The sequence below is a fragment of the Nonomuraea sp. NPDC049309 genome (assembly GCF_043196965.1).
GTDB lineage: Bacteria > Actinomycetota > Actinomycetes > Streptosporangiales > Streptosporangiaceae > Nonomuraea > Nonomuraea fastidiosa.
The window spans coordinates 61,027-82,885 of record NZ_JBICSH010000005.1 but is presented as its reverse complement, the minus strand read 5'-3'; the positions used below and the strand labels follow the sequence as shown (position 1 = coordinate 82,885).

The following is a 21,859-nucleotide window of genomic DNA, read 5'->3' as shown; positions in this document are numbered from 1 at the left end:
ATGGCACATGTAATCAAGACCGATGACGAGGCGATCGCGATCGCCCGCGAGCTGGCGGCGACCTTCGCCGAGGGAGCGGCACGGCGCGACGCCGAACGCATCCTGCCCGTGGCCGAGCTGGAGGCGCTGTCCGACAGCGGCCTGCTCGGCATCACCGTCCCGGCCGAGCACGGCGGGCCCGGAGTGCGCACCGCCACGCTGGGCGCGGTCATCAGGGAGCTGTCGGCGGCCGATGCCAGCATCGGGCAGATCCCGCAGAACCACTTCTGGTACCTCGACTCGCTGCGCGAGCACGGCAGCCCCGAGCAGCAGGCGTTCTTCTACGCCGAAGCTCTGGCCGGACGCCGCTTCGGCAACGCCGCCGTGGACGCCCGCGGCCCCGGCGGCGAGCGCGAGCGCGCCACCCTGCGCCCGCACGAGGACGGCTACCTCATCTCCGGCCGCAAGATCTACTCGACCGGCGCGCTGTTCGCCCACTGGATCCCGGTCACCGCGCTGGAGGAGGACTCCCACCGCGTGGCGTTCGTCCCGAGCGACGCGCCGGGCGTCACCGTCGTCGACGACTGGGACGGCTTCGGCCAGCGCACCACGGCCAGCGGCACCGTCCTGCTCGACGACGTCTTCGTGCCCGCCGAGCACGTGATGCAGGTCAAGCGGTCCGAGGTCAGCACGTTCCGCACCTTCGGCCTGCTCATCCACGCGGCCATCGACACCGGCATCGCCGAAGGCGCGCTCGCCGACGCCGCCGCCTTCCTGCGCGGCTACAGAAGGGGCGGCCGGCCCGGCGTGCAGCCGGAGAAGGTGGTCGAGGATCCGGTCGTCATCCAGCTCTTCGGCGAGCTGGCGGTGCTCACCAGGGCCGCACGCGCGCTGCTGGAGAGCGCCGGCGACGCCGTGGACCGGGCCAGATCGGCGCCGCCCGAGGACTTCCCCGAGCTCGCGGCGGAGGCGGCCGTCGCCATGGCCGCCGCCCGCGCGCAGGCCGATCGCGCCGCCAACCGGGTGAGCGCCGAGTGGTTCGAGCTGGCCGGCGCCTCCGCCGTACGCGAGCCGCTCGGCCTGAGCCGGCACTGGCGCAACGCGCGCACCCACACCGTGCACGACCCGCGCCGGGCCAAGGTGCACGACGTCGGCAACTACCACCTCAACGGCATCGCCCCCAGGAGCTATCCCCGATGAGCCGCATCATCCACTTCAACCTCTTCGAGATGAACTGCGTCGGGCACATCCAGCACGGACTGTGGACCCACCCCGACAACAACCGCCACCGCTACACCGACCTGGAGTACTGGACGGACCTGGCGAAGCTGCTGGAACGCGGCCTGTTCGACGCCGTGTTCCTGGCCGACGTGGTCGGCGTCTACGACCGCTACCGCGGCGGTCCCGAGACCGCCATCCGCGAGGCGGTGCAGATCCCCGCCAACGACCCGCTGCTCGTCGTGCCCGCCATGGCCGCGGTGACGAAGCATCTGGGGTTCGCGGTGACGTTCTCCACCACGTACGAGCCGCCGTTCGCGCACGCCCGCCGCATGTCCACCCTCGACCACCTGACCAAGGGGCGCGTCGCCTGGAACATCGTCACCTCCTACCTGCGCAACGCCGCGCGCAACTTCGGCCTGGACGACGAGATCGAGCACGACCTGCGTTACGAGATCGCCGAGGAGTACCTGGAGGTGCTCTACAAGCTGTGGGAGGGCAGCTGGGAGGACGGCGCGGTGCTGCGCGACCGGGAGCGGCACATCTATACAGACCCGTCCAAGGTGCACGCCATCGACCACGTCGGCAAGCACTTCAGGGTGGCCGGCCCGCACCTGTCGGAGCCGTCGCCGCAGCGCACGCCCGTGCTCTACCAGGCGGGCAACTCCGACCGGGGCAAGGAGTTCGCGGCCAGGCACGCCGAGGCCGTCTTCACCGGCGCGGCGTCCCTGGAGGCGCTGCGCGAGGACATCGCCGACACCCGCCGCCGCGCCGCCGCCTACGGCCGCGACCCGAACCACATCACGTTCTTCCCCAGCGCCTCGGTCATCGTCGGGCGCACGCAGGCCGAGGTGGACGCCAAGGTCGCCGACCTGCAGCGGCACATCCGGGTCGAGGGCTTCCTCGCGCAGCGCGGCAGCGGCATCGACCTCGCCGCCTACGACCCGGAGGAGTTCATCGACGACATCGTGGCGCGCGGCGGCGACTTCACCGAGCGCGCCGTGCGGCAGCTCGTGGGGCGCGGCCTGCGGGTGCGCGACGTGCTGGAGTCCATCGGCCGCATCGGGCGCGGCCCGTTCTTCGTCGCCGGCACCCCGGAACGGGTCGCCGACGAGATCGAGCGCTGGGCCGACGAGACCGGCGCGACCGGGTTCAACCTCATGCAGTACCTGTCGCCGGGCACCGCGGAGGACTTCATCGAGCTGGTCGTGCCCGAGCTGCAGCGCCGGGGCCGCTACCGCACCTCGTACGAGGACTCGACGCTGCGCGAACGCCTGCTCGGCCCCGGCATCCACCGGCTTCCCGACAGCCATCCGGGAGCCGCCTATCGAAACCTAGTAAATCAGTAGGTTTTGTAGGTAGTATGCGGTGCATGCGCAATCGGCCCTCACGGTTGTTCCTGAATGTCATGGGCGTGCTCGTCCTTCTGATCGGCCTGGCGGCCTGTGGCGGCGAGCCGTCGCAGGCCGCGGGCCGCGACGAGCCGCTACGGGTCGGCTACCAGCGGTTCGGCGCCCTCACCCTGGTCAAGGCCAGGGGCGTGGCGCCGGATGTGTCGTGGTCGCTCTTCGAAAGCGGCCCGGCGGCGACCGAGGCTCTCAAAGCCGGCTCGATCGACCTCGCCTACACCGGCGAAGCGCCGCCCATCTTCGCTGCGGCGGGCAGGATCGACTTCAAGATCATCAGTACGTCGGAGGAAGTGCCGCAGGGCGAGGCCGTCCTGGTCAAGGAGAACAGCGGCATCGACGGCTTCGATGACCTCAAGGGCAAGTCGATAGCGCTGAACAAGGGCTCCAACGTCCACTGGCTGCTCGTCCGGCTCCTCGAAAAGCACGGCATGTCGATCGACGACGTCAACGTGAAGTACCTCAAGCCGGCCGAGGGCCGCCCCGCCTTCGACAGCGGGCAGGTCGACGCGTGGATCATCTGGGACCCGTACTTCGCGCTCGCCGAACAGCCCGGCGTCAAGGTGCTCGCCGACGCGACCGGGCTGGCCGGCAACCGCGAGTACCTGCTCGCCTCGCCCAAGGCGCTGGAGACCAAGTCCGCGCAGATCGAGAAGCTGCTCAAGCAGCTCCGCGAGACCACCGACTGGGGCATCGCCCATCCCAAGGAGCGGGCCCAGGCGATGGCGCCCGAGCTGAAGATCCCCGAAGACGTCGCCGAGCGCGCCCTGGCCCGCAGCGCCAGGCCCATCGCCCCCGTCAACGCCGGCATCGGGGCGGAGCTGCAGCGCATCGCCGACGGCTTCACCGCGCTGAAGCTCATCCCCGGAAAGGTGGACATCGCCGGGCGGGTGGACGACAGGTTCAGCGAGGTGCTCACATGACGGCCACATCCGTACGGGCCCCGCGCACGCAAGGCGAGCGCGCCCGCGTGCAACGCATCAGGAAAGCGCCGCGCGCCGCCCGCTGGCGGCGGGCCGTCACCCCGGTGCTCCTCGTCGTGATCTGGGAGGCGTGCTCGCGGGCCGGGATCCTGCCGCCGGACAAGCTGTCGGCCCCCAGCGACGTGCTGGCCGCGGGCTGGCGGCTGGCCGCCGAGGGGACGCTGTGGACCAACCTGTTCGACTCGCTGCTCAGGGCCGTCATCGGCCTGGCCGTCGGCGGCGGGCTCGGGCTCGCGCTCGGCGCGATCGCCGGGCTGCTGCGCATCGGCGACGACCTCGTGGACCCGCCGGTGCAGATGGCCCGCATGCTGCCCCATCTCGGCCTAGTCCCGCTGCTGCTCATCTGGGTCGGCATCGGCGAGCCGCTGAAGATCACGCTGGTCGCGCTCGGTGCGTTCTTCCCCGTCTACCTCAACACCTACAGCGGCATCAGGGGCATCGACGAGCGGCTGGTGGAGGCGGCGCGGACCTGCGGGCTGAACGCGGCCGCCCGGCTGCGCCACGTCGTGCTGCCCGGCGCGCTGCCGTCGCTCTTCCTCGGCCTGCGGCTGGCGTTCGGCGCGGGCTGGCTCAGCCTGGTGGTCGGCGAGCAGGTCAACGCCGACAGCGGGCTCGGCTTCATGATGATGGAGGCCCGCGAGTTCGCCCAGACCGAGGTGGTCGTGCTGGGGCTGCTCATCTACGCCCTGCTCGGCCTGCTGTCCGATCTGGCTCTGCGCACGTTGGAAGGGAGGGCGCTGGCATGGCGGCGCGGTCTGGAGGCGAGCTGAGCACGGCCGCACCCGCGGCGGACACCGTGGGCGAGACGGCGGCGGACACCGTGAGCGACACGGCGGCGGACACTGTGAGCGACACGGCGGCGGACACCGTGGGCGACACGGCGGTGGTCGACGCGCGGGGCATCACCCGCGCCTACGGCGACAGGCTGATCCTCGACGGCATCGACCTGCGCATCGGCAAGGGCGAGGTGGTCGCGCTGCTCGGCGCGAGCGGCTCGGGCAAGAGCACGCTGCTGCGCATCATCGCGGGCCTCGACGCGGGCGCCGACGGCGAGGTGCACACCAGCGGCCACATCGCCGTGGTGTTCCAGGAGCACCGGCTGCTGCCGTGGAAACGGGTCGCTGACAACATCGCGCTCGGGCTGCGCGGACCCGACCTGGACCGGCGCACGGCCGCCGCACTGGCCGAGGTCGGGCTGGCCGACCGCGGGAGGGCCTGGCCCGCGGAGCTGTCGGGCGGGCAGGCGCAGCGGGTGGCCCACGCCCGAGCGCTGGTCCGCGAGCCCGACCTGCTGCTGCTCGACGAGCCGTTCGCGGCCCTGGACGCGCTCAACCGGCTCAGGATGCAGGCGCTGTTCTTCCGGCTGCGCGACGAGCACGACTTCGCCGCCCTCCTGGTGACGCACGACGTGAACGAGGCGCTGCTGCTCGCCGACCGCCTGCTCGTCCTGGAGGACGGGCGCATCGCCGAGGACACCGCCGTGACGCTCCCGCACCCGCGCGCCCAGGACGACCCGGCCTTCGGCGCGCTGCGCCGCCACCTGCTCACCCGCCTGCGCGTGCCCCTGCTCCCCGACCAGTCCTGACCTGGGGGATCACCGGTAGGAGAGGTGGAAGACCAGCGCGTCCACGTCGCCGATGTTCCTGATGCTCCGCACGCTGCCGCTCGCCACCCGCAACGCGTCTCCTTGCCGCAGCACGACCCTGGAGGACGAATGCACGACGCGGACGAACCCCGCACCGACGAGCAGCATGCCGCGATCGTGACCGGGCGGCGCGGACGGGGTGGCCGAGCCGCGCGGCGGGATCGCCATGCTCGTCATCCTGACGCCGCGCTGCGCGTCGTCCACCAGGACACCGGGCGAGTCCGCCTCGCGCGGCCGGTGCACGTGGATCTCCGCCGGGGTCGTGCCGCGCAGCAGCTGGTCGAGCGGGAGGCCGGTCTTCTCCGACAGCTCCAGCACGCTCTCCAGGGACAGCGCGTGCTGGCCGCGCTCGGCCTGCGAGATGGCCGAGCCCGACACCCCGATGAGGGTGCCGACCTGCGCCTGGCTCCAGTTGCGGTCCTTGCGCAGGGCGCGGATCCCCCGGCCCAGCAGGGACGCGGCGGTGGCGGAGCCGACGTGCAGCAGCCCGTCCGCGTCGATGTGGAACGGCAGCAGCACGCCCTGGACGGAGCCGGGGCGGGCGTCGGCCCGGTCGACGCGCAGGTGGTCCTTCTCCACCGAGATCACGCACTGGGCCAGGCCGTCGCTCGGGTCGCCGGGGCCGGAGACGAACCAATGGGCGACCGCCTGCCCCTTGAAGACCTGCCCGGCCACGTCCCTGACCAGGCTCCTCATGTCGTCGCCCGCCGCGCCTGACAGGTCGATGAGGTGGACCGCCCGCCGTGTGGGCTCCAGCTCGCCTTCCCGCGCGATCAGGCGCCCGCCGTCGCAGCCGAGGACGCGCACGTCGTCGTTGGCGGCGCGCGCCGCCTGCACCACCGCCGAGACGAAGGCGGAGTCGGGGCCGTCCGCCAGCGTCCAGACGATGTTCTCGCCCCAGACCAGCCCGTGGAACAGGTCGTCGAGCCGGCCGATGCCGAACTGGGCTGAACTCACCTGGCCAACCTTCGCCGTCATGGATCGTCCGGACGGCAGCCGCCCGGGCTCGTCGTGCAGGCTATCAAGCACCGGGGCCGGGCATATCCGACGATTGGAGCACCGTGAACGGCATAGACTCCCGGCTCCGCACCGAGCTCGGCGCCAAGCTGACCGACGCGCTGCGCGTCCAGCCGGTCACCCGCCCCTGGACCACGGTCACCACCTGGGACGACGGCTTCCACACCGTCACCACCGCCAGGGGGCACCGGGTCGACACCGACGAGACCGCCGACCTCGGCGCGGCCGACAGCGCGCCGACCGCGTACGAGCACGTGCTCGCCGCCTTGGGCTCCTGTATCGCCGCCGGCATGGTGCTGCAGGTCACGCTGCGCGGCATCGTGCTGCGCCACCTCAGCGTCGAGGTGTCGGGCGGCTTCGACAACCTGCTGCAGCCGGGCGAGCCCGCGGGGGAGGCCCCGGCCGGGTACACGGCGCTGCGCGTGGTCGGGTCGATCAGCGCGGAGGCGGACGACGAGGTGCTCAGGGACCTGTGGGACCGCGTGGTCAGCGGCTCGCCCGTCGCCAACACCATCCGGCGGCCCACGCCGGTGGTCGCCGGCCTGCGCATCATCGATCACGGGCAGGAGCCCCGGCAGGCCGTGCGGTGAGCGCGCGCCGCCGCCTGACGCCCACGATGACGATCACCGCCAGCGTGGCGAGATAGGGCGCCGCGTCCGACAGCTGCACGGGGAAGCCGTACGTCTGCAGCCGCAGCCCCACGGCGTCGGCCAGCGCGAACACCGCGAGCACGCCCACCAGCGGCCAGATCCGCCCGCCCGTCAGCAGCAGCGCCAGCACCACCACCCAGCCGCGCCCGGCGGACATGTTCTCGGTGAACAGCGCCACCGACCCGAGCGAGAGCTGCGCCCCCGACCAGCCGCCCAGCACGCCCGCGAGCACGATCACCCAGAACCGGTAGCGGCGCGGATCGACGCCCAGCGACTCGGCGGCCTCGGCGTCCAGCCCGACGCCGCGCAGCCGCAGTCCCCACACCGTGCGTTCGAGGAAGACGTGCGTGGCGGGCAGCCCCGCGATCGCGAGCAGGCCGAGCACGCTGAGCGTGCCCAGCGCGGGACCGACGACCGGCAGCTCCGCCACGAACCCTCCGGCGAGCCGGGGCAGCGGTGCGATCTGCGGGCTCTGGAACGTGCCCCGCACCCCGAACACCGCCCACAGCGCGTACGCCGTCAGCCCCGACACCAGCAGGTTCACCGCGATGCCGAGCACCATGGGGTCGCCGCGCCGCCGGATGACCCCGTACGCGAAGGCCGTGGCCACCAGCCCGCCGCCCGCGCCCGCCGCGAGCACGCCGAGGTACGGCTGTCCGGTGAGGGCGCTGCCCGCGACCGCGGCGAAGGCGCCCATCAGCATGAACCCTTCGAGCGCGATGTTGAACACGCCCACCCGGTGGCAGAGCAGGCCGCTCAGGCCGAGCAGCAGCAGCGGGACCAGCGCCCGCACCAGCGACGCCGCCGTCCCCTCGGACAGCAGCGCGGTCAGGACGTCCACCGGGCACTCCGAGCACGTGTCGGACGCAGGGTCACCAGGAAGATCACCAGGGCTTGAATGATGATCGACAGGTGGGACGACAGGCCGTACTCGCGCTCCATCGCCTGCCCGCCCACCGTCAGGGCGCTGAAGAAGAAGCCCGCGACCACGACGCCCCAGGGTCCGCTGCGGCCCAGCAGGACGACCAGCAGGGCCGTGACGGCGTAACCGGTGCCGTCGAGACCGCCGTCGATGAAGCGGTAGTGGCTGCTCAGCACCACGCACGTGCCCACGACGCCGGCGATCGCGCCGCCGATCACCATGTGCGAGCGGATCACCCGCGCGACGTTCACGCCGGTGTGCCGGGCGAGCAGCGGGTTCAGCCCGAGGATGCGGGCCTCCAGGCCGACCGGCAGCCGGGCCCCGGCGAACAGCGTGAGCGCCAGCACGGCGGCCACCACGACCAGCGACCAGCTCAGGCCTGAGGTGATGAGGGCGGGAGCGCTGTCGGGGCCGAACAGCCCGGCGACGGTGCGGCCGGGACCGGACCCGGCGGGGATCAGCGGCCCGATCCTGCGGCTCTCCGCCACGCGCCGGGTGGCCATCAGCGAGCTGGCCGGATCCTTCAGCCAGGTCTTCACCGCATACGACGTCAGCGCGATGGCGGGGTAGTTCAGCAGCAGGCTCGTGACGAAGATGGGCGCGTCCAGCCGCTCCTGCAGCAGCGGCGGTACGGCCGCCCACGCCGCGGCGACCAGCGCGGCCACCGCCATGGCGGCGACGATCACCACGATGCCAGGACCGGGCAGGGCGAGCGCGGCGACCGTGCCGGCGCAGCCGCCCAGCACGAACTGGCCCTCACCGCCCAGGTTGAACACCCCGGCGCGGAAGGAGAAGCACAGCGCGAGCGCCAGGCCGATGACGGGGACCGCCTGCTGCAGCGTGGTGACCAGGCCGGCTCCGGTGAGCGAGCCCTCGACCATGGTCGCGTAGACCTGGAGCGGGTCGTACCCGGTCGCGAGCAGCAGGACGGCGACGAGCACCGCGGTCAGCGCGACGGCGGCGACCGTGCCCTCGGACAGCACGGCCGCCACGACGCCTCCGGCGCGGCGGACCGGCCGCGCGCTCACGACGGCGCTCCGCGCCGCTCGGCGGAGCGCGGCTCCGGCGGCGGGGACGGCGGCCGGGCCGGAACCGGGGGAGGCGACAGGGAGGGCGGCGAGGGCGGCGGGGACGGCGGCGGCGTCACGGCGGCGTCCAGGGCGGCGGGCAGGGCGGCGTCCAGGGCGGCGGGCAGCGGCCGGCCCGCCATGAGCAGCCCGAGGTCGGCGTCGCCCAGCGCGTCCACGGGAACGTCGGCCATGACGCGCCCCTCGAACATCACCACGACCCGGTCGCACAGGTTGCGGATCTCCGACAGCTCGCTGGAGACGAGCAGGACGCCGCCGCCGCGCCGCCGGTAGGCGTCGAGCTCGTCGTGGATCGCCTCGATCGCGCCGATGTCCACGCCGCGCGTGGGCTGCTCGGCCAGCAGGAACCCGGTGGGGCGGGCCAGCTCGCGGGCCACCACGAGCTTCTGCGCGTTGCCGCCGGACAGCGTCCCCGCGAGGGTCGAGGGGCCGGCGGCTCTGACGCCGAAGCGGGCCATGAGACGTTCGGCGTGCGCCCGCAGCTCCCGGGGGCGCAGCAGGCCCGACCGCCGCAGCGGCGGCAGCCGGTGGTGGCCGATGGCGAGGTTGGCGACGATGTCGCCCTGCGCGGCGGTCCCCGTCCTGTCGCGGTCCTCGGGGATGTGGCGCAGCCCGGCGGCCCGCCGCTCCGCGTTGCCCGCATGGGTGACGTCCCGGCCGAGCAGCTCGACGCGGCCGCCGGTCACGGGCGTGTGCCCGGCCAGGGCGGCGGCCAGCACGTCCTGGCCGTTGCCCGCCACCCCGGCGACGCCCACGATCTCCCCGGCGCGCACCCGGAACGAGACGCCGCCGAGCAGGGTCCTGTCCCGCGACGTCACCCGCAGGTCCGACACCGCCAGCACCACCTCGCCGGGGTCGCGCTCTGCGCGCCGCCGCCTCAGCTCGACCTGCCGCCCCGTCATCTGGGCGGAGATCTCCCGCTCGGACGTGGCGGCCACATCGTGCGTGGCGATCACCCGGCCGTCGCGCAGCACGGTCACCCGGTCGGCGACCGCCATCACCTCGTCCAGCTTGTGCGTGATGAAGATGACGGACTTGCCGGCATCGGCCAGCGTCCGCAGCACCGCGAAAAGCGCCTGCGCCTCCTGGGGCGTCAGCACCGCGGTCGGCTCGTCGAGGATCAGCACCTCGGCCCGGCGGTAGAGGGCCTTGACGATCTCCACGCGCTGCAGCACGCCGACCGGCAGATCGTCCACCCGGGCATCGAGCGGCAGGTCGAACCCGAACGTCCGGCTGATCTCGCCGACCTCGCGGCGGGCCCGGCGCAGGTCCAGGAACCAGCCGCGCCGCGGCTCCGCCCCGTAGATCACGTTCTCCAGCACCGTGTGCTCGGGGAAGAGCTTGAACGACTGGAACACCATGCCGAGACCCGCGCGGATGGCGTCCTGCGAGGAGGAGAACGAGCGCGGCACGCCGTCCAGCAGCACCTGCCCCGAGTCCGGGCGGACGAGCCCGAACAGGATGGACATCAGCGTCGACTTGCCCGCGCCGTTCTCGCCGATGAGCGCGTGCACCTGCCCGGCGGGCACGCTCAGCGAGATCCGGTCGTTCGCGAGCACCCCGGGGAACCGCTTGGTGATGTCCCGCACGTCGAGAGCGACCATGCTCAGCCGGCCTTCACCGGGTCGGGCACGACGATCTCCCCGCTCGCGATCTTGTCGCGGGCCTCGCGGACCTTCTCCAGCACGTCCGGATGCTTCATGACCACGCACTGGCCGTTCTCGGCGCCCTCGGTCAGGCTCGTCACCGTCGAGCCGTTCTCGGCCAGCCCGTACGCGACGCTCGTCCCGCCCGGCCGGCCCTGCACCACGGCGGAGAGCAGGTCCTTGATCGCGACGTCGACCCGCTTGATCGCGTTGTCCACGACGGTGCCCGGCGCCTGACCGCACTGGTCGACGTCCACGCCGTACGCCAGCGCGCCGCTCTCCCCGGCCGCCTCGAACACGCCGCCGTTGCCGCCGCCGGTGACGGCGAAGACCTGGTCGGCGCCCGCCTGTGTGATGGTCAGCGCCAGCTCCTTGGCCCGCGCGGGATCGCCCACCGGGTTGTCGCCGCCGACGAAGAGCTGCTGGTCCTTCACCTCGGGGCGCACGCTCGCCGCGCCCAGCGCGAAGGAGTCCGACCAGCGGTGGAAGAACGGGATGTCGCGCGCGGCGACCGTCCCGATCCGGCCGCTCCTCGTCAGCAGCCCGGCCTCCACGCCCAGCAGGTACGCCGCCTCGTGCTCCTTGAACACCCCGCAGCGCAGGTTGGCCGGGATGCGGCCGTCCGGGCACGAGTCGATGAGCACGAACTGCTGGTCGGGGTGGGCTTGCGCGTACTCGACCGACAGGTCGTCGAACTCGTACGTGATGAGCACGATGGCCTTCGGCCTGGCCGCCACGGCCGCCTCGATGTTGGCCCGGCGCGTCTGGTCGGTGTCGTCGCTCTCGAACGTCCTGGCGGTGCCGCCGAGCGCCTTGGCGGCGGCCTCGGTGCCGGTCTTGCCCAGCTCCAGGAACTGGTTGACGCCGATGAGCGCGTCGGTGATGTAGATGAAATCGGGGCCGGCCGCGCCCTGCGGGGCCTTCGTCGTGCCGCCGCAGCCGCAGAGCACGAGGGCCAGCGCGAGCACCACCGCCGGCATGCGGTTCCTCATGAGGGTTCCTCGTCGCGGGAGTTCAGGAAGCCACCCGGCAGGGCGCCGTTGACGGCGTACTGGCCGATGAGGGCGGCCTTGTAGATGGCGGGGTTGTGGGAGGAGACCGTACGGGCGTTGCGCCAGTGCCGGTCCAGGGCGAGCGAGCTCTTCAGCGCCGACGCGCTGGCCGCGTCGAAGAAGATCCACGATGCCTCGCCCGCCAGCCGCGTGTTGAGCACCTGGGCCGAGGCGGAGTGCAACACCGCCGTCTCCAGCAGCGCGGGATCGCGCTCGGCCGCGTCCGCCCAGGCGCCGAGCGCGTCGGCCACCGACAGCACGGCGGCGCGCGCGGCGAAGGCGTGGCTGTGCACCTGTCCCACCACGGCCAGCACCTGCGGGTCCGAGCGGGGGGACGGCACCGGCGCCAGCGGATAGCTGCGCACCCGCCCGCGCACCAGCGCGGCCAGGTCTTCGGCGAGCCGCCGGATGATGCCGGCCTGGGTCGCCGAGTGCACGAACTGGTAGAAGGCGTCCAGGTAGTCGTTGGCGGCGGCGTCCTCGTGCGGGAACAGCAGCTCGGGATCCACCGGTACGCGGGTGAAGACCGCCGTGCCGCTGGCGGTCAGCCGCTGGCCGAAACCGTCCCAGTCGTCGATGATCTCCACGCCGGGGGCGTGCCGGGGGACGACCGCCGAGGCGTACCCGTTGCGGTAGGGGACGAGCACGTTGAGCCGGTCGGCGAACAGGCTGCCGGTGGTGTAGTACTTCTCGCCGTGCAGGTAGAGGGCGTCTCCCTCGCCCGCCAGGTAGGCCGACAGCGAGCGCAGGTCCCTGCCCGTGCGCTCGGCGCCCGCCGGGCCGAAGAACTCGCCCGCGGCGGCGGCGCGCAGCAGCCGGTCCCGCCCAGCGCCTGCGGGCCGCAGCCGCAGCGCCTCCACCAGCCCGAGGTGCCCGCGCAGGATCTGGCTGAGGTTGGAGTCGGCGGCGGCCAGGTCGATGAGGACCTCGGCCAGCGCACGGACGCCGAGCCCCGGCCCGCCGTACGCCTGCGGCACCCGCAGCGCCCCGGCTCCGGCCTTGATCAGCTCGCGCACCGCCTCGGCGGGCGACTCGCGCTCGTTCTCCCGCCGTACGGCGCCGTCGTAGAGGTCGCGGATCACCGCGTCGATCGCGTCGAGGTGCACGCCGGCCGCTTGCTCAGTTGAGCGGGTTGCGGGGCGGGCGGACGTCGTTGAGGAGGAAGTTGCCAAGGTGGTACTCCTTCCAGCGGACCGGATCGTGCAGGGTGTGCGTCCTGGCGTTGCGCCAGTGCCTGTCGAGCCCGTGCGCGGCGTCGGTGGCCCGGGTGCCGGCCAGCTCGAAGACGTCGCTGGAGGTGTCCACGGCCACCCGCGCGGCCTGCACCTTGAGCGCGGCGACCTGCGCCGACAGCGACGCCGTGTTGGCGTCGTCAGGCCCCGCGGCGACGACCTCGTCCAGCAGCCGGGCCGCGCGCTGCAGAGCCAGCTCCGTGACGATCACCTGCCCGGCGATCTGCCCGAACCGCACCAGCACGCTCTGCTCGTCGGTGACGCGCTCGACGTCCGACTCGAACCAGGGCCGGCTGTGCGTGCGGACGAACGCGCCGCCCGCCTCCAGCGCCGCGCGGGCGATGCCGGTGTCGATCGCGATGTGCAGGAGCTGGTCGAACGCGCCACCGACGGTCGGCCCCGCGAACGCCCGATGCAGCGGCACGACGTGGGATGCGGGGACGCGCACGCCGTCCAGCACGGCGCTGCCGCTGACCGTGGCGCGCTGACCGAACGACGTCCAATCGCCGGTCAGCTCCAGCCCCTTGGCATCGCGCGGCACGAACACCGAGACCAGGCGGTCCTGCTCGTCCTTGGCCAGCACCGACACCCAGCGGGAGCTGAGCGCGCCGGTCGCGTAGTACTTGCGCCCGTTGACCACCACGTCGCCGCCGTCGGGCGTCACGGTCGTGCGCGGGTCCCAGGCGTGCTTGGTGCCGCGTTCCGAGGTCGCGTTGCCGATCAGCGCGCCGCCGAGCACGTCCCGCACGACCTGGGCGCGCAGCTCCTCCTCGGCGAGCCCGGTCACCGCCCCGATGAGCACGAAGTGCGGCAGCAGGGTCTGCGCCACGGAGGAGTCGGCGACCGCGAGGATCCTGAGGATCTCGACCACGTCGGCGTTCGGCAGCCCCGAGCCGCCGAGCTCGCGCGGGATCGAGACGCCCAGCAGGCCGCGCCGCGCGATGAGCGCGAGCGCCTCGGCCGGCGGCTCGGCCCGCCTGTCCCGCTCCGCCGCGCCGGGAGCCAGCTCGGCGGCCACCGCGCGGGCGGCCTCGAGGGCCTCCTCTGTGGAGGCGAGCACGGGTACGGAAGCCCCGTTGATCTTTACCATGCCGTTCTCCTGTCATAAAGTACAGCTTTAGATAGTGCGGCATTGGTAGCGATCAGACAAGTGCAACTTTAGGGAGAGGCATGTCAGGGGAGCGGCGCACGGTGAAAGAGCTGCTTGAACGGAGATTCGGAACGCCCGGGGACGTCGACGTCAGTCTCGGCAACGGCGTGGTGGAGCTGCTGCTCGACCATCGGACGGTGCGCACGTTCCGGCCCGAGCCCATCGACGAGCGGGTGGTGCGGCTCATCGTCGCCGCCGCCCAGTCGGCATCGACCTCGGCGAACTTCCAGTTCACCAGCGTGATCAGCATCAGGGACCCGGCACGGCGCGACCGCCTGGCCCACTACGCGGGCGACCAGCAGCTCGTCCGCGACGCCGGCGCGTTCCTCGTGTGGGTCGCCGACTGGTCGCGCTCGGTGTCGATCGCGCGTGAGCACGGGCTGCCGACCCGTGGCGCGAACTACCTCGACTCCACGATCTCCAGCGTCGTGGACGTGGCGCTCGCCGCGCAGAACGCCGCCGTCGCCGCGGAATCACTCGGGTACGGCATCACCTTCGTCGGCGCGCTGCGCAACCGCGTGGACGAGGTCTGCGCCGAGCTGGAGCTGCCCGAGTGGACGTTCCCGCTCTTCGGCCTGGCGATCGGCGTGCCCGCGCCGGACGACCCCGCCGACGTCAAGCCGCGGCTCGGGCAGGACGTCGTGCTGCACCAGGAGACCTACCGGCGGCCCGACCCCGCCGCGATCGCCGACTACCGCGAGCGGATCGGGCGCTACTACACCGAGCAGGAGAAGCCCGCCGACTGGGTGCTCGACCGCCTCGCCTGGCGCATCGCGGACAAGACGGGACTGCACGGCCGCCACACCATCCGCCAGTCGTTCCACCGCCAGGGCTTCCCGCTCGCCTGAAGCCATGTCCCCGGGCCCACCCCACGGGGCGCCCCAGGGGCTTCCCCTCGCCCGAAGCCGCCTGAGACGCCGCGCCGGCGCCCGCCTGAGGCCGGGCGCCGGGTCGCCCGGCCCCAACACCTGACGGGCGCTCGCACCCCCTCGGCGCGAGCCTTCCGGCCGGTCGGATCCAGGCGCGCCCGCGCCCGCCTCTGGACGCGCCCGCGCCTGCCTCTGGGCGCGCCTGTCTCTGGGCGCGCCTGTCTCTGGGCGCGCCTGTCTCTGGACGTGGGCGCGCCGGCTCGTCAGATACTCGCGGTGATCTTCTCCAGCAGGTGCGGGCCGCGCTCCGCACCCTCGCGGTCCCGCTTGGCCACCTCCTCCCTGATGATCGGAATGACGTACCGGCCGAAGTCGATGGCGTCGCCGAGCAGGTCGTAGCCGCGCGCGGAGATGATGTCCACGCCCAGGTCGTAGTAGTCGAGCAGCGCCTTGGCCACGGTCTCGGGTGTGCCGACCAGCGCGTTGGAGTTGCCCTCGCCGCCGGTCGCGGCGGACGTGGGCGTCCACAACGCCCGGTCGAAGCGCTCACCCCTGGCGGCGATCGCGATCAGCCGCTGCGCGCCGGTGTTCTCCGGCCCCTCGGGCGCGTGGCCGCGCGGCGGCTTCCTCGTGGCCCGCCGTGCCTTGATGGCCTCGACCGTGCGGTGCGCCTTCTCCCAGGCCAGCTCCTCGGTGGGGGCGATGATCGGCCGGAAGGCGGCCTGGATGCGCGGCCGGTCCGTACGGCCGGCCGCCCGCGCCGCCGCCCACACCGACTCGATCTGCTGGGCGGTGTCGGCCAGCGGCTCGCCCCACAGGCAGTAGATGTCGGCCTCCGCGCCGCCGGCGGCGTACGCGGCTGGAGATGAGCCGCCGAAGGAGACGCCGGGGTGCGGCTGCTGCACGGGGAAGATGTCGCTGACGTAGTCGTAGAAGCGGTAGTGCTCCCCCTCGTGGTCGAACGGTTCCTTGCTGGTCCACACCTTCTTGACGATCTGGATGTACTCCTCGGTCCGGCTGTAGCGCTCGTCCTTGGTGAGCGTGTCGCCCTCGCGGCGCTGCTCGTGGTCGTTGCCGCCGGTGATGAAGTGGATCGTCAGCCGCCCGTCGCTGATGTGGTCGAGCGTCGCGAACGAGCGCGCCGCGTAGGTCGGGTAGGACACGTTCGGCCGGTGCGCGAGCAGGATCTGCAGCCGCTCCACCTTCGACGCCAGCCAGGCCGCGGCCGGCGTGGGGATCGGCGTGTCGGACCCGTAGGCGAACAGGACCCGGTCCCACCCGTGGTCCTCGTGGGCGCGGGCGAGCTTGAGCGTGTAGTCCTTGTCGAACGACGGGCCGGAGCGGGCGGTGGTCTCCGAGGAGTTGTTGGTGTAGGCGATGCCGAGGAACTCAACGGGCATGGGTGCGTCCTTGTCGGAGAGCGGATCGATGGCGGGCGTACGCGGCCGCGAGCTCGCCGCCGACCTCGGCCGTGCTGATGAGCACCGCCATGTTGGCCTGCGAGGTCCGCCCACCGGTGACCTCGTCGACGGCTCGCATGAGATAGCGGGTGATGGCGTTGCCGGTGACGCCGTCGCGCTCCGCGGCGGCCAGCGCCTCGCGCACGGCGGCCTCGGCCACGGCGGAGTCCACGGCGTCCTCCGGACGGGGCGGGGTGGTGATGACGACGGACCCGCGGGCGCCGGTCGCCCAGTGGGTGTCGACGACGCGGGCGAGCAGGACGGGGTCGTCGATGCGGTGCGGGCTGCGCAGCCCGCTGGAGGCGCAGTAGAAGGCGGGGAAGTCGTCCGACCGGTACGACACCAGCGGCACGCCCTGCGTCTCCAGGTACTCCAGCGTCAGCCGGAGGTCGAGGATGTTCTTGGCCCCCGCGCAGACCACCGCGACCTTGGAGCGGGTGAACTGGATGAGGTCGGCGGAGACGTCCATCGTCTTCTCCGCGCCCCTGTGCACCCCGCCGATGCCCGCGGAGGCGAAGAACGGGATGCCCGCCAGCTCGGCGGCGACCAGCGAGGAGGCCACGGTGGTGGCGCCGAGCCCGCCGCGCGCCAGCACCACGGGCAGGTCCCGGGTGCTGGCCTTCGGGATGCCGGGGGTGGCGGCGAAGCGCTCGATGTCCGCCTCGCCCATGCCGATGAGCAGCCGCCCCGAGTCGATGCCGATGGTCGCCGGGACCGCGCCGCCGGCCCGCACCGCGGACTCCACCTTCACGGCGGTGGCGGCGTTGTCGGGGTAGGGCAGGCCGTGGGTGATGACGTTCGACTCCAGCGCGACCACCGCCCGCCCTTCGGCCAGGGCGTCGGCCACCTCCTCGGCCACCACCAGGGGGATGCCGCTCACGTGCGGTACTCCGGAGCCTTGATCAGCGTCTCCGGGCGGCCGGCGATCAGCGGCTCGTAGACGGTGGCCGTCCAGTCGCCGGGATCGACCGGTTCGAGCGCGATGGACACGGCTCCCGCGTAGGTCCCGAACTCCTTGACGATCGTCTCGGTCAGCGCGGAGGCAAGGCGCCGCCTCGCCTCCTCATCGAGATCGGCGGGGAAGTGCCGGATGGTGACGTGCGGCATCACGACTCCTTCGCGTTCGTGCGGATGACGTGGGCGAGCTCGGCGACGCCGGGCTCGCGCAGCGCGCCGTAGTGGTCGGTGACCAGCTCGAACACCTTCCCGTCGACGTTCGGCTGCGCGTCGCCCGCGGCCCTGATCACGGTCACCGGCGCGGCGAGCCCTTCGAACGCGTACGGGAAGGCGTAGGTCCTGGCCACCAGGCGCGCGATCCGGCGGATGAGCGGCCGGTCCAGCTCGGGCAGCAGCTCGTGCACGAAGCCGGTGAAGCTCTCCTCGTCCCCGGCCTGCCGCAGGCAGCGCTCCAGATCGGGGCCCGAGGTCGCGCCGGTGAAGACGGAGTAGAGGATCGTCACGTACTCGGGGTTGGCGAAGGACGCCTCGCGCGGCCTGCGTCCCGCCCCCACCCGGGGGTTGCCGGGGCAGATCAGCACGACCTGCGCCACGCGCTCGCCGTCCGTCTCGAGCTGCTTGGCCGCCTCGAAGGCGACCCGCGCGCCGAAGGAGTACCCCCACAGCGTGTACGGCCCCTCCGGTTGCACGCGTCTGATCTCGGCCACGTCCGCCGCGGCCATCTCCTGGATCGACGGGTAGGGCTCCTCGCCCGGGTTCAGCCCGTACGCCTGCACGCCGTGGAACGGCCGGTCGGGCGCGGCGTGGCGGGCCAGCAGGCGCAGGTTCATCGGATACCCGCCGAGCCCCGGCCAGCAGAACACCGGCCTGCCCCCGGCGACGCTCCCGAGCGGCACCAGCCGCGACGACGGCGCCGCCTGCCCCGCGTCCACCCGGGCCGCCAGCTCCGCCAGCCGGGGCGACTCGAACAGCGCCTGGAACGGCAGCCGCGTGCCGAACCGCCGGTTGATGCGGTTGATCAGCGCCACCGCGGTCAGCGAGTCACCGCCGCAGGCGAAGAAGTCGTCCGCCGCCGAGACCTCGTCGTACTTCAGCACCCGGCCCCACTCGGCGGCCAGCCACCGCTCCGTCGCGGTCGCGGGCGGCACGTGCGGGGTGGCCGGTCGCGGCCTGGCCAGGGCGCGCAGCGCTTCGGCGTCCACCTTGCCGTTGGCCGTCAGCGGCAGCCGGTCCACGATCAGCACGCGGTTGGGCAGCATGTAGTCGGGCAGCAGCCGGGCCAGCTCGTCCTTGATCAGTTCGGCGGGGCCCTTCATGTGGACCGTGTCCTCGCGCATGTCCTCGCCGGCGATCTGCTCGGCGCTCACCCGGCCGCCCAGGGCGAAGTACATCGCCTGCGGGGCCGGCAGGCCCGCGCCCGCGAGGATCTCCTCCACCCGCAGCGCCGCGGGCGTCGGGTGGCCGCTCTTGGAGCTGTAGCCCGACGACATCAGGCCGAGGCCCAGGCCGTTGCGCTGCAGGCGGTGCAGCCGGGCGCCCAGCTTCACGTACGCCAGCCACGGCCGGGCGTCCCTGGCCAGCAGGGCGACGCCGAAGGACGCGCGGTCGTGCACCTGCTGGTTGATCGCCACCACGTGCCTGCGCAGGACCAGCCGGTCGGACACCCGCTCTAAAGCGCCGTCGCGGTACCGGTACCACCCCTCGGGCAGGCCCTCCACCCGATCGGGGTGCGCCTGGACGAAGACCTCGATCTCCGCGTCGCGCGGCGCGCCCTCGTACGGGCCGATCTCGAACGTGCCGATGTAGTGGTCGTCGGGGTCCACGCCGAGCCGGATCGGCACCGAGGCGATGCGGTCCACCGGGCGGATGTCCAGCCCGTACGCGGGCAGCACGTCCTCGAACACGCCCACCATGTGACCGGCCTCGAACTCCAGCACCTCGTGCAGGTTCTCCCGGTAGACCGGCTCGATCGCCGCCCGCCGGCCCGACAGGTGCACCCGCAGCCCGCCGTGCCGGGGCAGCCGGTGCCCGCCGATGCGCACCAGGGCGTGCTCGGCCGGGTCGTAGTAGTACAGGCCGGGCGCGAGGCCGGCCACGCCCGAGGTCTCCAGGTAGAGCTGGGTCGCGTACAGGGCGCCCGGCGAGGCGTAGGCGTACTTGGGCAGCAGCCGCTGCTCGCTGCGGAACCGGCCGAACCAGCGCAGGATCCGGCCGAGGTCACCGAAGCCGAGGTCGCTCACCTGACGGGCGCGCGCCGGGACCGGCTCGGACGACAGCAGGGCCCGCAGGTCCGCGCGCGTGACCGGTCCGCCCTCATAGAACCGGTAGGTCTTGCGGGCGAAGACCGCACGCCGCAGCTCGGCGGGCTCGTCGCGGTGCGGCAGCTGCACCGCGGGCAGGCCGGCCAGGTCCCGCCTGAGCCCGGCGTCGGAGAGCTGCGCCCGCACCTGCAGCCGGTCGGCCTTGGAGCGGTGGTGCGCCGCATGGTGGCTCTGATCCATGAGGGCCGCCTCCGCGGGGTCCAGCTCCGCGCACACGACCAGGTGCGGCGCGCGGGTCCGCTCGTCGGTGACGACGACCGCCGCCGCCTTGCGCACCCAGGTGTGCCGTTCGGCGGCGCGCGCCACCTCGCCGAGCTCGATCCGGTGCCCGCGCAGCTTGACCTGGTCGTCCGCGCGCCCGGCGAACTGCAGCGTCCCGTCGGGGTTCCAGTACGCCAGGTCGCCCGTGCGATACAGCCGCTGCGTCGGGACGAACGGCGAGGGGACGAACCGCTCGCGGGTCTGCTCGGGCCGGTTGAGGTAGCCGCGGGCGAGCTGGGCGCCGCCGATGTACAGCTCGCCCGTCTCCCCGATGTCCACCGGGGCCAGGTTCGCGTCGAGGACGAAGCAGTGCGTGTTGTCCACCGGCACGCCGATCGGGAGCGTTCCATCCCCGTCGGCGGCCTGCCAGGGATCGACGACGTGGGCGGTGGCGTTGATCGTGCACTCGGTGGGGCCGTACAAATTGATCAGCGACACACCGGGCAGCGCGGCGAGCACGTCCCTGGCCAGGCGCTTGGTCAGGGCCTCACCGCCGGAGAAGATCCGGGTCAGCGAGGTGCAGCGGCCCAGCCGCCCTGTGTCCACCAGCGCCTCCAGCAGGGTCGGCACACCCTGCAGCGTCGTCACGTCGTAGGCGGTCATGGTGTCGATGAGCGCCTCGGGATCGCGATGGCCGCCCTGCGGCGCCGTCACCACCCGGCTGCCGAAGGCCGGCGCGAGGATCTCCCACTGGGCGGCGTCGAAGCTCGCCGGCGTCTTCTGCAGCACCGTGGTGTGCGGCCCGATGTGGCCGCACGTGTGCAGCCAGCGCAGCTGGGAGGCGATACTGCGGTGCTCGATCATCACGCCCTTGGGCCGGCCCGTGCTGCCGGAGGTGTAGATGACGTACGCGAGGGCGTCGGGCCGCCAGGCCGCCTCGCCCGGCCACGGATCTTCGTCGTCGCCGTCACCCAGGACGACGATGCGGGTGCCCGGCGGCGCCAGCTCCGACACCGCACGCACGAGGTGCGGCTGGACGACCACCACGGTGGTGCCGCTGTCCTCGATCATGAAGCGGAGGCGGTCGGGCGGATAGCCGGGGGAGAGCGGCAGGTACGCGGCCCCCGCCATGAGGATGCCCCAGACGCCGGTCAGCAGGCCCGCCGACGGCTCGGCGTACAGGCCGACGCACTGGTCGGGGCCGGTGGACAGGCGGCGCAGGAGCGCCGCGAGCCGGGCGGCGTCGCGTACCAGCTCGGCGAAGGTGAGGCCGCCGCCGGCGCCGGTGACCGCCACGGCGTCCGGACGCAGCTCGGCCTGCTGGAGCAGCAGGTCCGGCAGGCACGCGCCGACGCCGACGGACGTCCGAGGCCCTGCGGGCCGCGAAGACGGAATGGTGATCATGATGCCCCCGAGTCGGTGGTACCGAAGTAGCGGTCGCCGAAGTCGCCGATGCCCGGGACCATGTAGGCGCGCTCGTTCAGCCGCTCCTCGATCGAGGAGACGACGAGCTTCACGTGCGGATGCGCCTCGGAGACGGCGCGGATGCCCTCGGGTGCGGCGATGAAGTCGATCAGAACGATGCGCTCCTCCCGCACACCGGCCTTGAGCAGCACGTCGATGGCGGCGTTGGCGGAGCCGCCGGTGGCCAGCATGGGCTCGAGGAGGAGGACGTGGCTGCGTGCGATGCCGGGCGGCAGGTGCGAGTAGTACAGATGCGGCAGCGCGGTCTGCCTGTCCCGCTGGATGAGGATCTTGCCGATGCGGATGCCGGGCTGGATGTCGCGTAACTCGGCCTCCATGCTCTCCCCGGCCCTGACCACGGCCACGGCGCACACGTCGCCCGCGAGCCGCAGCCCCCGGTAGGTCGCGCCCACCGGCGTGGTCACCTCATGCTCGGTGAACGGCAGCAGGTCGAGCCCGGCCTCCAGCAGCAGCCGGATGATCCGGCGGGAGTGCAGGACGAAGGCGTCGAGCGCGGCGTCGCGGTCGCGGACGACCGTGTGCAGCGCGCGCAGCTGGCGCGTCTGCGGAAGCAGATGCACGTTCGGCGGGGTCGGCAT

General features: G+C 73.0%; 19 protein-coding genes. 7 read left to right on the top strand and 12 right to left on the bottom strand.

The features are described 5' to 3' along the window. The 5 genes from ACGFIM_RS28760 to ACGFIM_RS28740 are packed head-to-tail and all read left to right on the top strand — an operon-like array spanning position 1 to position 5,171. A complete protein-coding gene (locus tag ACGFIM_RS28760) occupies positions 1 to 1,179 on the top strand; it encodes an SfnB family sulfur acquisition oxidoreductase (protein ID WP_393206130.1) in 1,179 nt (392 codons plus the stop codon). Next, a complete protein-coding gene (locus ACGFIM_RS28755; RefSeq protein ID WP_393206127.1) occupies positions 1,176 to 2,546 on the top strand; it encodes an LLM class flavin-dependent oxidoreductase in 1,371 nt (456 codons plus the stop codon). The genes ACGFIM_RS28760 and ACGFIM_RS28755 overlap by 4 nt, the downstream gene beginning before the upstream one ends. 23 nt (positions 2,547 to 2,569) lie before the next feature. Further along, a complete protein-coding gene (locus ACGFIM_RS28750) occupies positions 2,570 to 3,526 on the top strand; it encodes an aliphatic sulfonate ABC transporter substrate-binding protein (protein WP_393206124.1) in 957 nt (318 codons plus the stop codon). Next, entirely contained in the window at positions 3,523 to 4,356 is an 834-nt protein-coding gene (locus ACGFIM_RS28745) for an ABC transporter permease (protein WP_393206121.1), read from the top strand. The genes ACGFIM_RS28750 and ACGFIM_RS28745 overlap by 4 nt, the downstream gene beginning before the upstream one ends. Further along, positions 4,329 to 5,171: an ABC transporter ATP-binding protein gene (locus ACGFIM_RS28740; RefSeq protein ID WP_393206118.1), complete on the top strand. Its 843-nt coding sequence runs from the start codon at positions 4,329 to 4,331 to the stop codon at positions 5,169 to 5,171. Before ACGFIM_RS28745 ends, ACGFIM_RS28740 begins: the two co-directional genes overlap by 28 nt. 9 nt (positions 5,172 to 5,180) lie before the next feature. Here ACGFIM_RS28740 and ACGFIM_RS28735 read toward each other — a convergent pair whose 3' ends face one another. Then, on the bottom strand, positions 5,181 to 6,188 hold the full coding sequence (locus ACGFIM_RS28735) for a helix-turn-helix domain-containing protein (RefSeq protein ID WP_393206115.1): 1,008 nt from the start codon (positions 6,186 to 6,188) through the stop codon (positions 5,181 to 5,183). 104 nt (positions 6,189 to 6,292) lie between these two features. Between ACGFIM_RS28735 and ACGFIM_RS28730 the strand changes: the two genes are divergently transcribed. After that, positions 6,293 to 6,838, top strand: coding sequence for an OsmC family protein (locus ACGFIM_RS28730; RefSeq protein ID WP_393206112.1), 546 nt, complete (start codon positions 6,293 to 6,295; stop codon positions 6,836 to 6,838). Here the strand turns inward: ACGFIM_RS28730 and ACGFIM_RS28725 are convergent. The 6 genes from ACGFIM_RS28725 to ACGFIM_RS28700 are packed head-to-tail and all read right to left on the bottom strand — an operon-like array spanning position 6,798 to position 13,928. Then, positions 6,798 to 7,739 (bottom strand): ABC transporter permease, encoded by a 942-nt coding sequence (locus ACGFIM_RS28725; protein ID WP_393206109.1) that lies wholly within the window; start codon positions 7,737 to 7,739, stop codon positions 6,798 to 6,800. The genes ACGFIM_RS28730 and ACGFIM_RS28725 overlap by 41 nt on opposite strands. Beyond that, positions 7,727 to 8,848 (bottom strand): ABC transporter permease, encoded by a 1,122-nt coding sequence (locus ACGFIM_RS28720; protein WP_393206106.1) that lies wholly within the window; start codon positions 8,846 to 8,848, stop codon positions 7,727 to 7,729. Before ACGFIM_RS28720 ends, ACGFIM_RS28725 begins: the two co-directional genes overlap by 13 nt. Then, positions 8,845 to 10,512 (bottom strand): ABC transporter ATP-binding protein, encoded by a 1,668-nt coding sequence (locus ACGFIM_RS28715; protein ID WP_393206103.1) that lies wholly within the window; start codon positions 10,510 to 10,512, stop codon positions 8,845 to 8,847. The genes ACGFIM_RS28720 and ACGFIM_RS28715 overlap by 4 nt, the downstream gene beginning before the upstream one ends. A 2-nt stretch (positions 10,513 to 10,514) precedes the next feature. Further along, positions 10,515 to 11,546 carry a BMP family ABC transporter substrate-binding protein gene (locus tag ACGFIM_RS28710; RefSeq protein ID WP_393206100.1) on the bottom strand — a complete coding sequence of 344 codons (1,032 nt, stop codon included), beginning with the start codon at positions 11,544 to 11,546 and terminating at the stop codon, positions 10,515 to 10,517. Beyond that, positions 11,543 to 12,712, bottom strand: coding sequence for an acyl-CoA dehydrogenase family protein (locus ACGFIM_RS28705; RefSeq protein WP_393206097.1), 1,170 nt, complete (start codon positions 12,710 to 12,712; stop codon positions 11,543 to 11,545). Before ACGFIM_RS28705 ends, ACGFIM_RS28710 begins: the two co-directional genes overlap by 4 nt. 13 nt (positions 12,713 to 12,725) lie before the next feature. Continuing rightward, positions 12,726 to 13,928 (bottom strand): acyl-CoA dehydrogenase family protein, encoded by a 1,203-nt coding sequence (locus tag ACGFIM_RS28700; protein ID WP_393206094.1) that lies wholly within the window; start codon positions 13,926 to 13,928, stop codon positions 12,726 to 12,728. Positions 13,929 to 14,029: 101 nt separating this feature from the next. Between ACGFIM_RS28700 and ACGFIM_RS28695 the strand changes: the two genes are divergently transcribed. After that, positions 14,030 to 14,836: a nitroreductase family protein gene (locus ACGFIM_RS28695; protein WP_393206091.1), complete on the top strand. Its 807-nt coding sequence runs from the start codon at positions 14,030 to 14,032 to the stop codon at positions 14,834 to 14,836. Between the two features lie 284 nt (positions 14,837 to 15,120). Here ACGFIM_RS28695 and ACGFIM_RS28690 read toward each other — a convergent pair whose 3' ends face one another. From ACGFIM_RS28690 to upp, 5 genes are read right to left on the bottom strand one after another with little or no spacing between them, the layout of a single operon-like run. Continuing rightward, positions 15,121 to 16,257: an LLM class flavin-dependent oxidoreductase gene (locus tag ACGFIM_RS28690; RefSeq protein WP_393206088.1), complete on the bottom strand. Its 1,137-nt coding sequence runs from the start codon at positions 16,255 to 16,257 to the stop codon at positions 15,121 to 15,123. Next, positions 16,247 to 17,197 (bottom strand): pseudouridine-5'-phosphate glycosidase, encoded by a 951-nt coding sequence (locus ACGFIM_RS28685; protein ID WP_393206085.1) that lies wholly within the window; start codon positions 17,195 to 17,197, stop codon positions 16,247 to 16,249. The genes ACGFIM_RS28690 and ACGFIM_RS28685 overlap by 11 nt, the downstream gene beginning before the upstream one ends. Next, a complete protein-coding gene (locus ACGFIM_RS28680) occupies positions 17,194 to 17,424 on the bottom strand; it encodes a tautomerase family protein (protein WP_393206082.1) in 231 nt (76 codons plus the stop codon). The genes ACGFIM_RS28685 and ACGFIM_RS28680 overlap by 4 nt, the downstream gene beginning before the upstream one ends. Further along, positions 17,424 to 21,200, bottom strand: coding sequence for an amino acid adenylation domain-containing protein (locus tag ACGFIM_RS28675; protein ID WP_393206079.1), 3,777 nt, complete (start codon positions 21,198 to 21,200; stop codon positions 17,424 to 17,426). Before ACGFIM_RS28675 ends, ACGFIM_RS28680 begins: the two co-directional genes overlap by 1 nt. Beyond that, complete coding sequence (gene upp / locus ACGFIM_RS28670) at positions 21,197 to 21,859, bottom strand: uracil phosphoribosyltransferase (RefSeq protein WP_393206076.1); 663 nt, start codon at positions 21,857 to 21,859, stop codon at positions 21,197 to 21,199. Before upp ends, ACGFIM_RS28675 begins: the two co-directional genes overlap by 4 nt.

Excerpts from the sequence above, each read along its gene's own strand:
- ACGFIM_RS28760 (WP_393206130.1), top strand. The coding sequence starts at position 1 with ATGGCACATGTAATCAAGACCGATGACGAGGCGATCGCGATCGCCCGC.
- ACGFIM_RS28755 (WP_393206127.1), top strand. The coding sequence starts at position 1,176 with ATGAGCCGCATCATCCACTTCAACCTCTTCGAGATGAACTGCGTCGGG.
- ACGFIM_RS28750 (WP_393206124.1), top strand. The coding sequence starts at position 2,570 with ATGCGCAATCGGCCCTCACGGTTGTTCCTGAATGTCATGGGCGTGCTC.
- ACGFIM_RS28745 (WP_393206121.1), top strand. The coding sequence starts at position 3,523 with ATGACGGCCACATCCGTACGGGCCCCGCGCACGCAAGGCGAGCGCGCC.
- ACGFIM_RS28740 (WP_393206118.1), top strand. The coding sequence starts at position 4,329 with ATGGCGGCGCGGTCTGGAGGCGAGCTGAGCACGGCCGCACCCGCGGCG.
- ACGFIM_RS28715 (WP_393206103.1), bottom strand. The coding sequence starts at position 10,512 with ATGGTCGCTCTCGACGTGCGGGACATCACCAAGCGGTTCCCCGGGGTG.
- ACGFIM_RS28710 (WP_393206100.1), bottom strand. The coding sequence starts at position 11,546 with ATGAGGAACCGCATGCCGGCGGTGGTGCTCGCGCTGGCCCTCGTGCTC.
- ACGFIM_RS28700 (WP_393206094.1), bottom strand. The coding sequence starts at position 13,928 with ATGGTAAAGATCAACGGGGCTTCCGTACCCGTGCTCGCCTCCACAGAG.
- ACGFIM_RS28690 (WP_393206088.1), bottom strand. The coding sequence starts at position 16,257 with ATGCCCGTTGAGTTCCTCGGCATCGCCTACACCAACAACTCCTCGGAG.
- ACGFIM_RS28680 (WP_393206082.1), bottom strand. The coding sequence starts at position 17,424 with ATGCCGCACGTCACCATCCGGCACTTCCCCGCCGATCTCGATGAGGAG.
- ACGFIM_RS28675 (WP_393206079.1), bottom strand. The coding sequence starts at position 21,200 with ATGATCACCATTCCGTCTTCGCGGCCCGCAGGGCCTCGGACGTCCGTC.
- upp (WP_393206076.1), bottom strand. The coding sequence starts at position 21,859 with ATGCCGACCCCGCCGAACGTGCATCTGCTTCCGCAGACGCGCCAGCTG.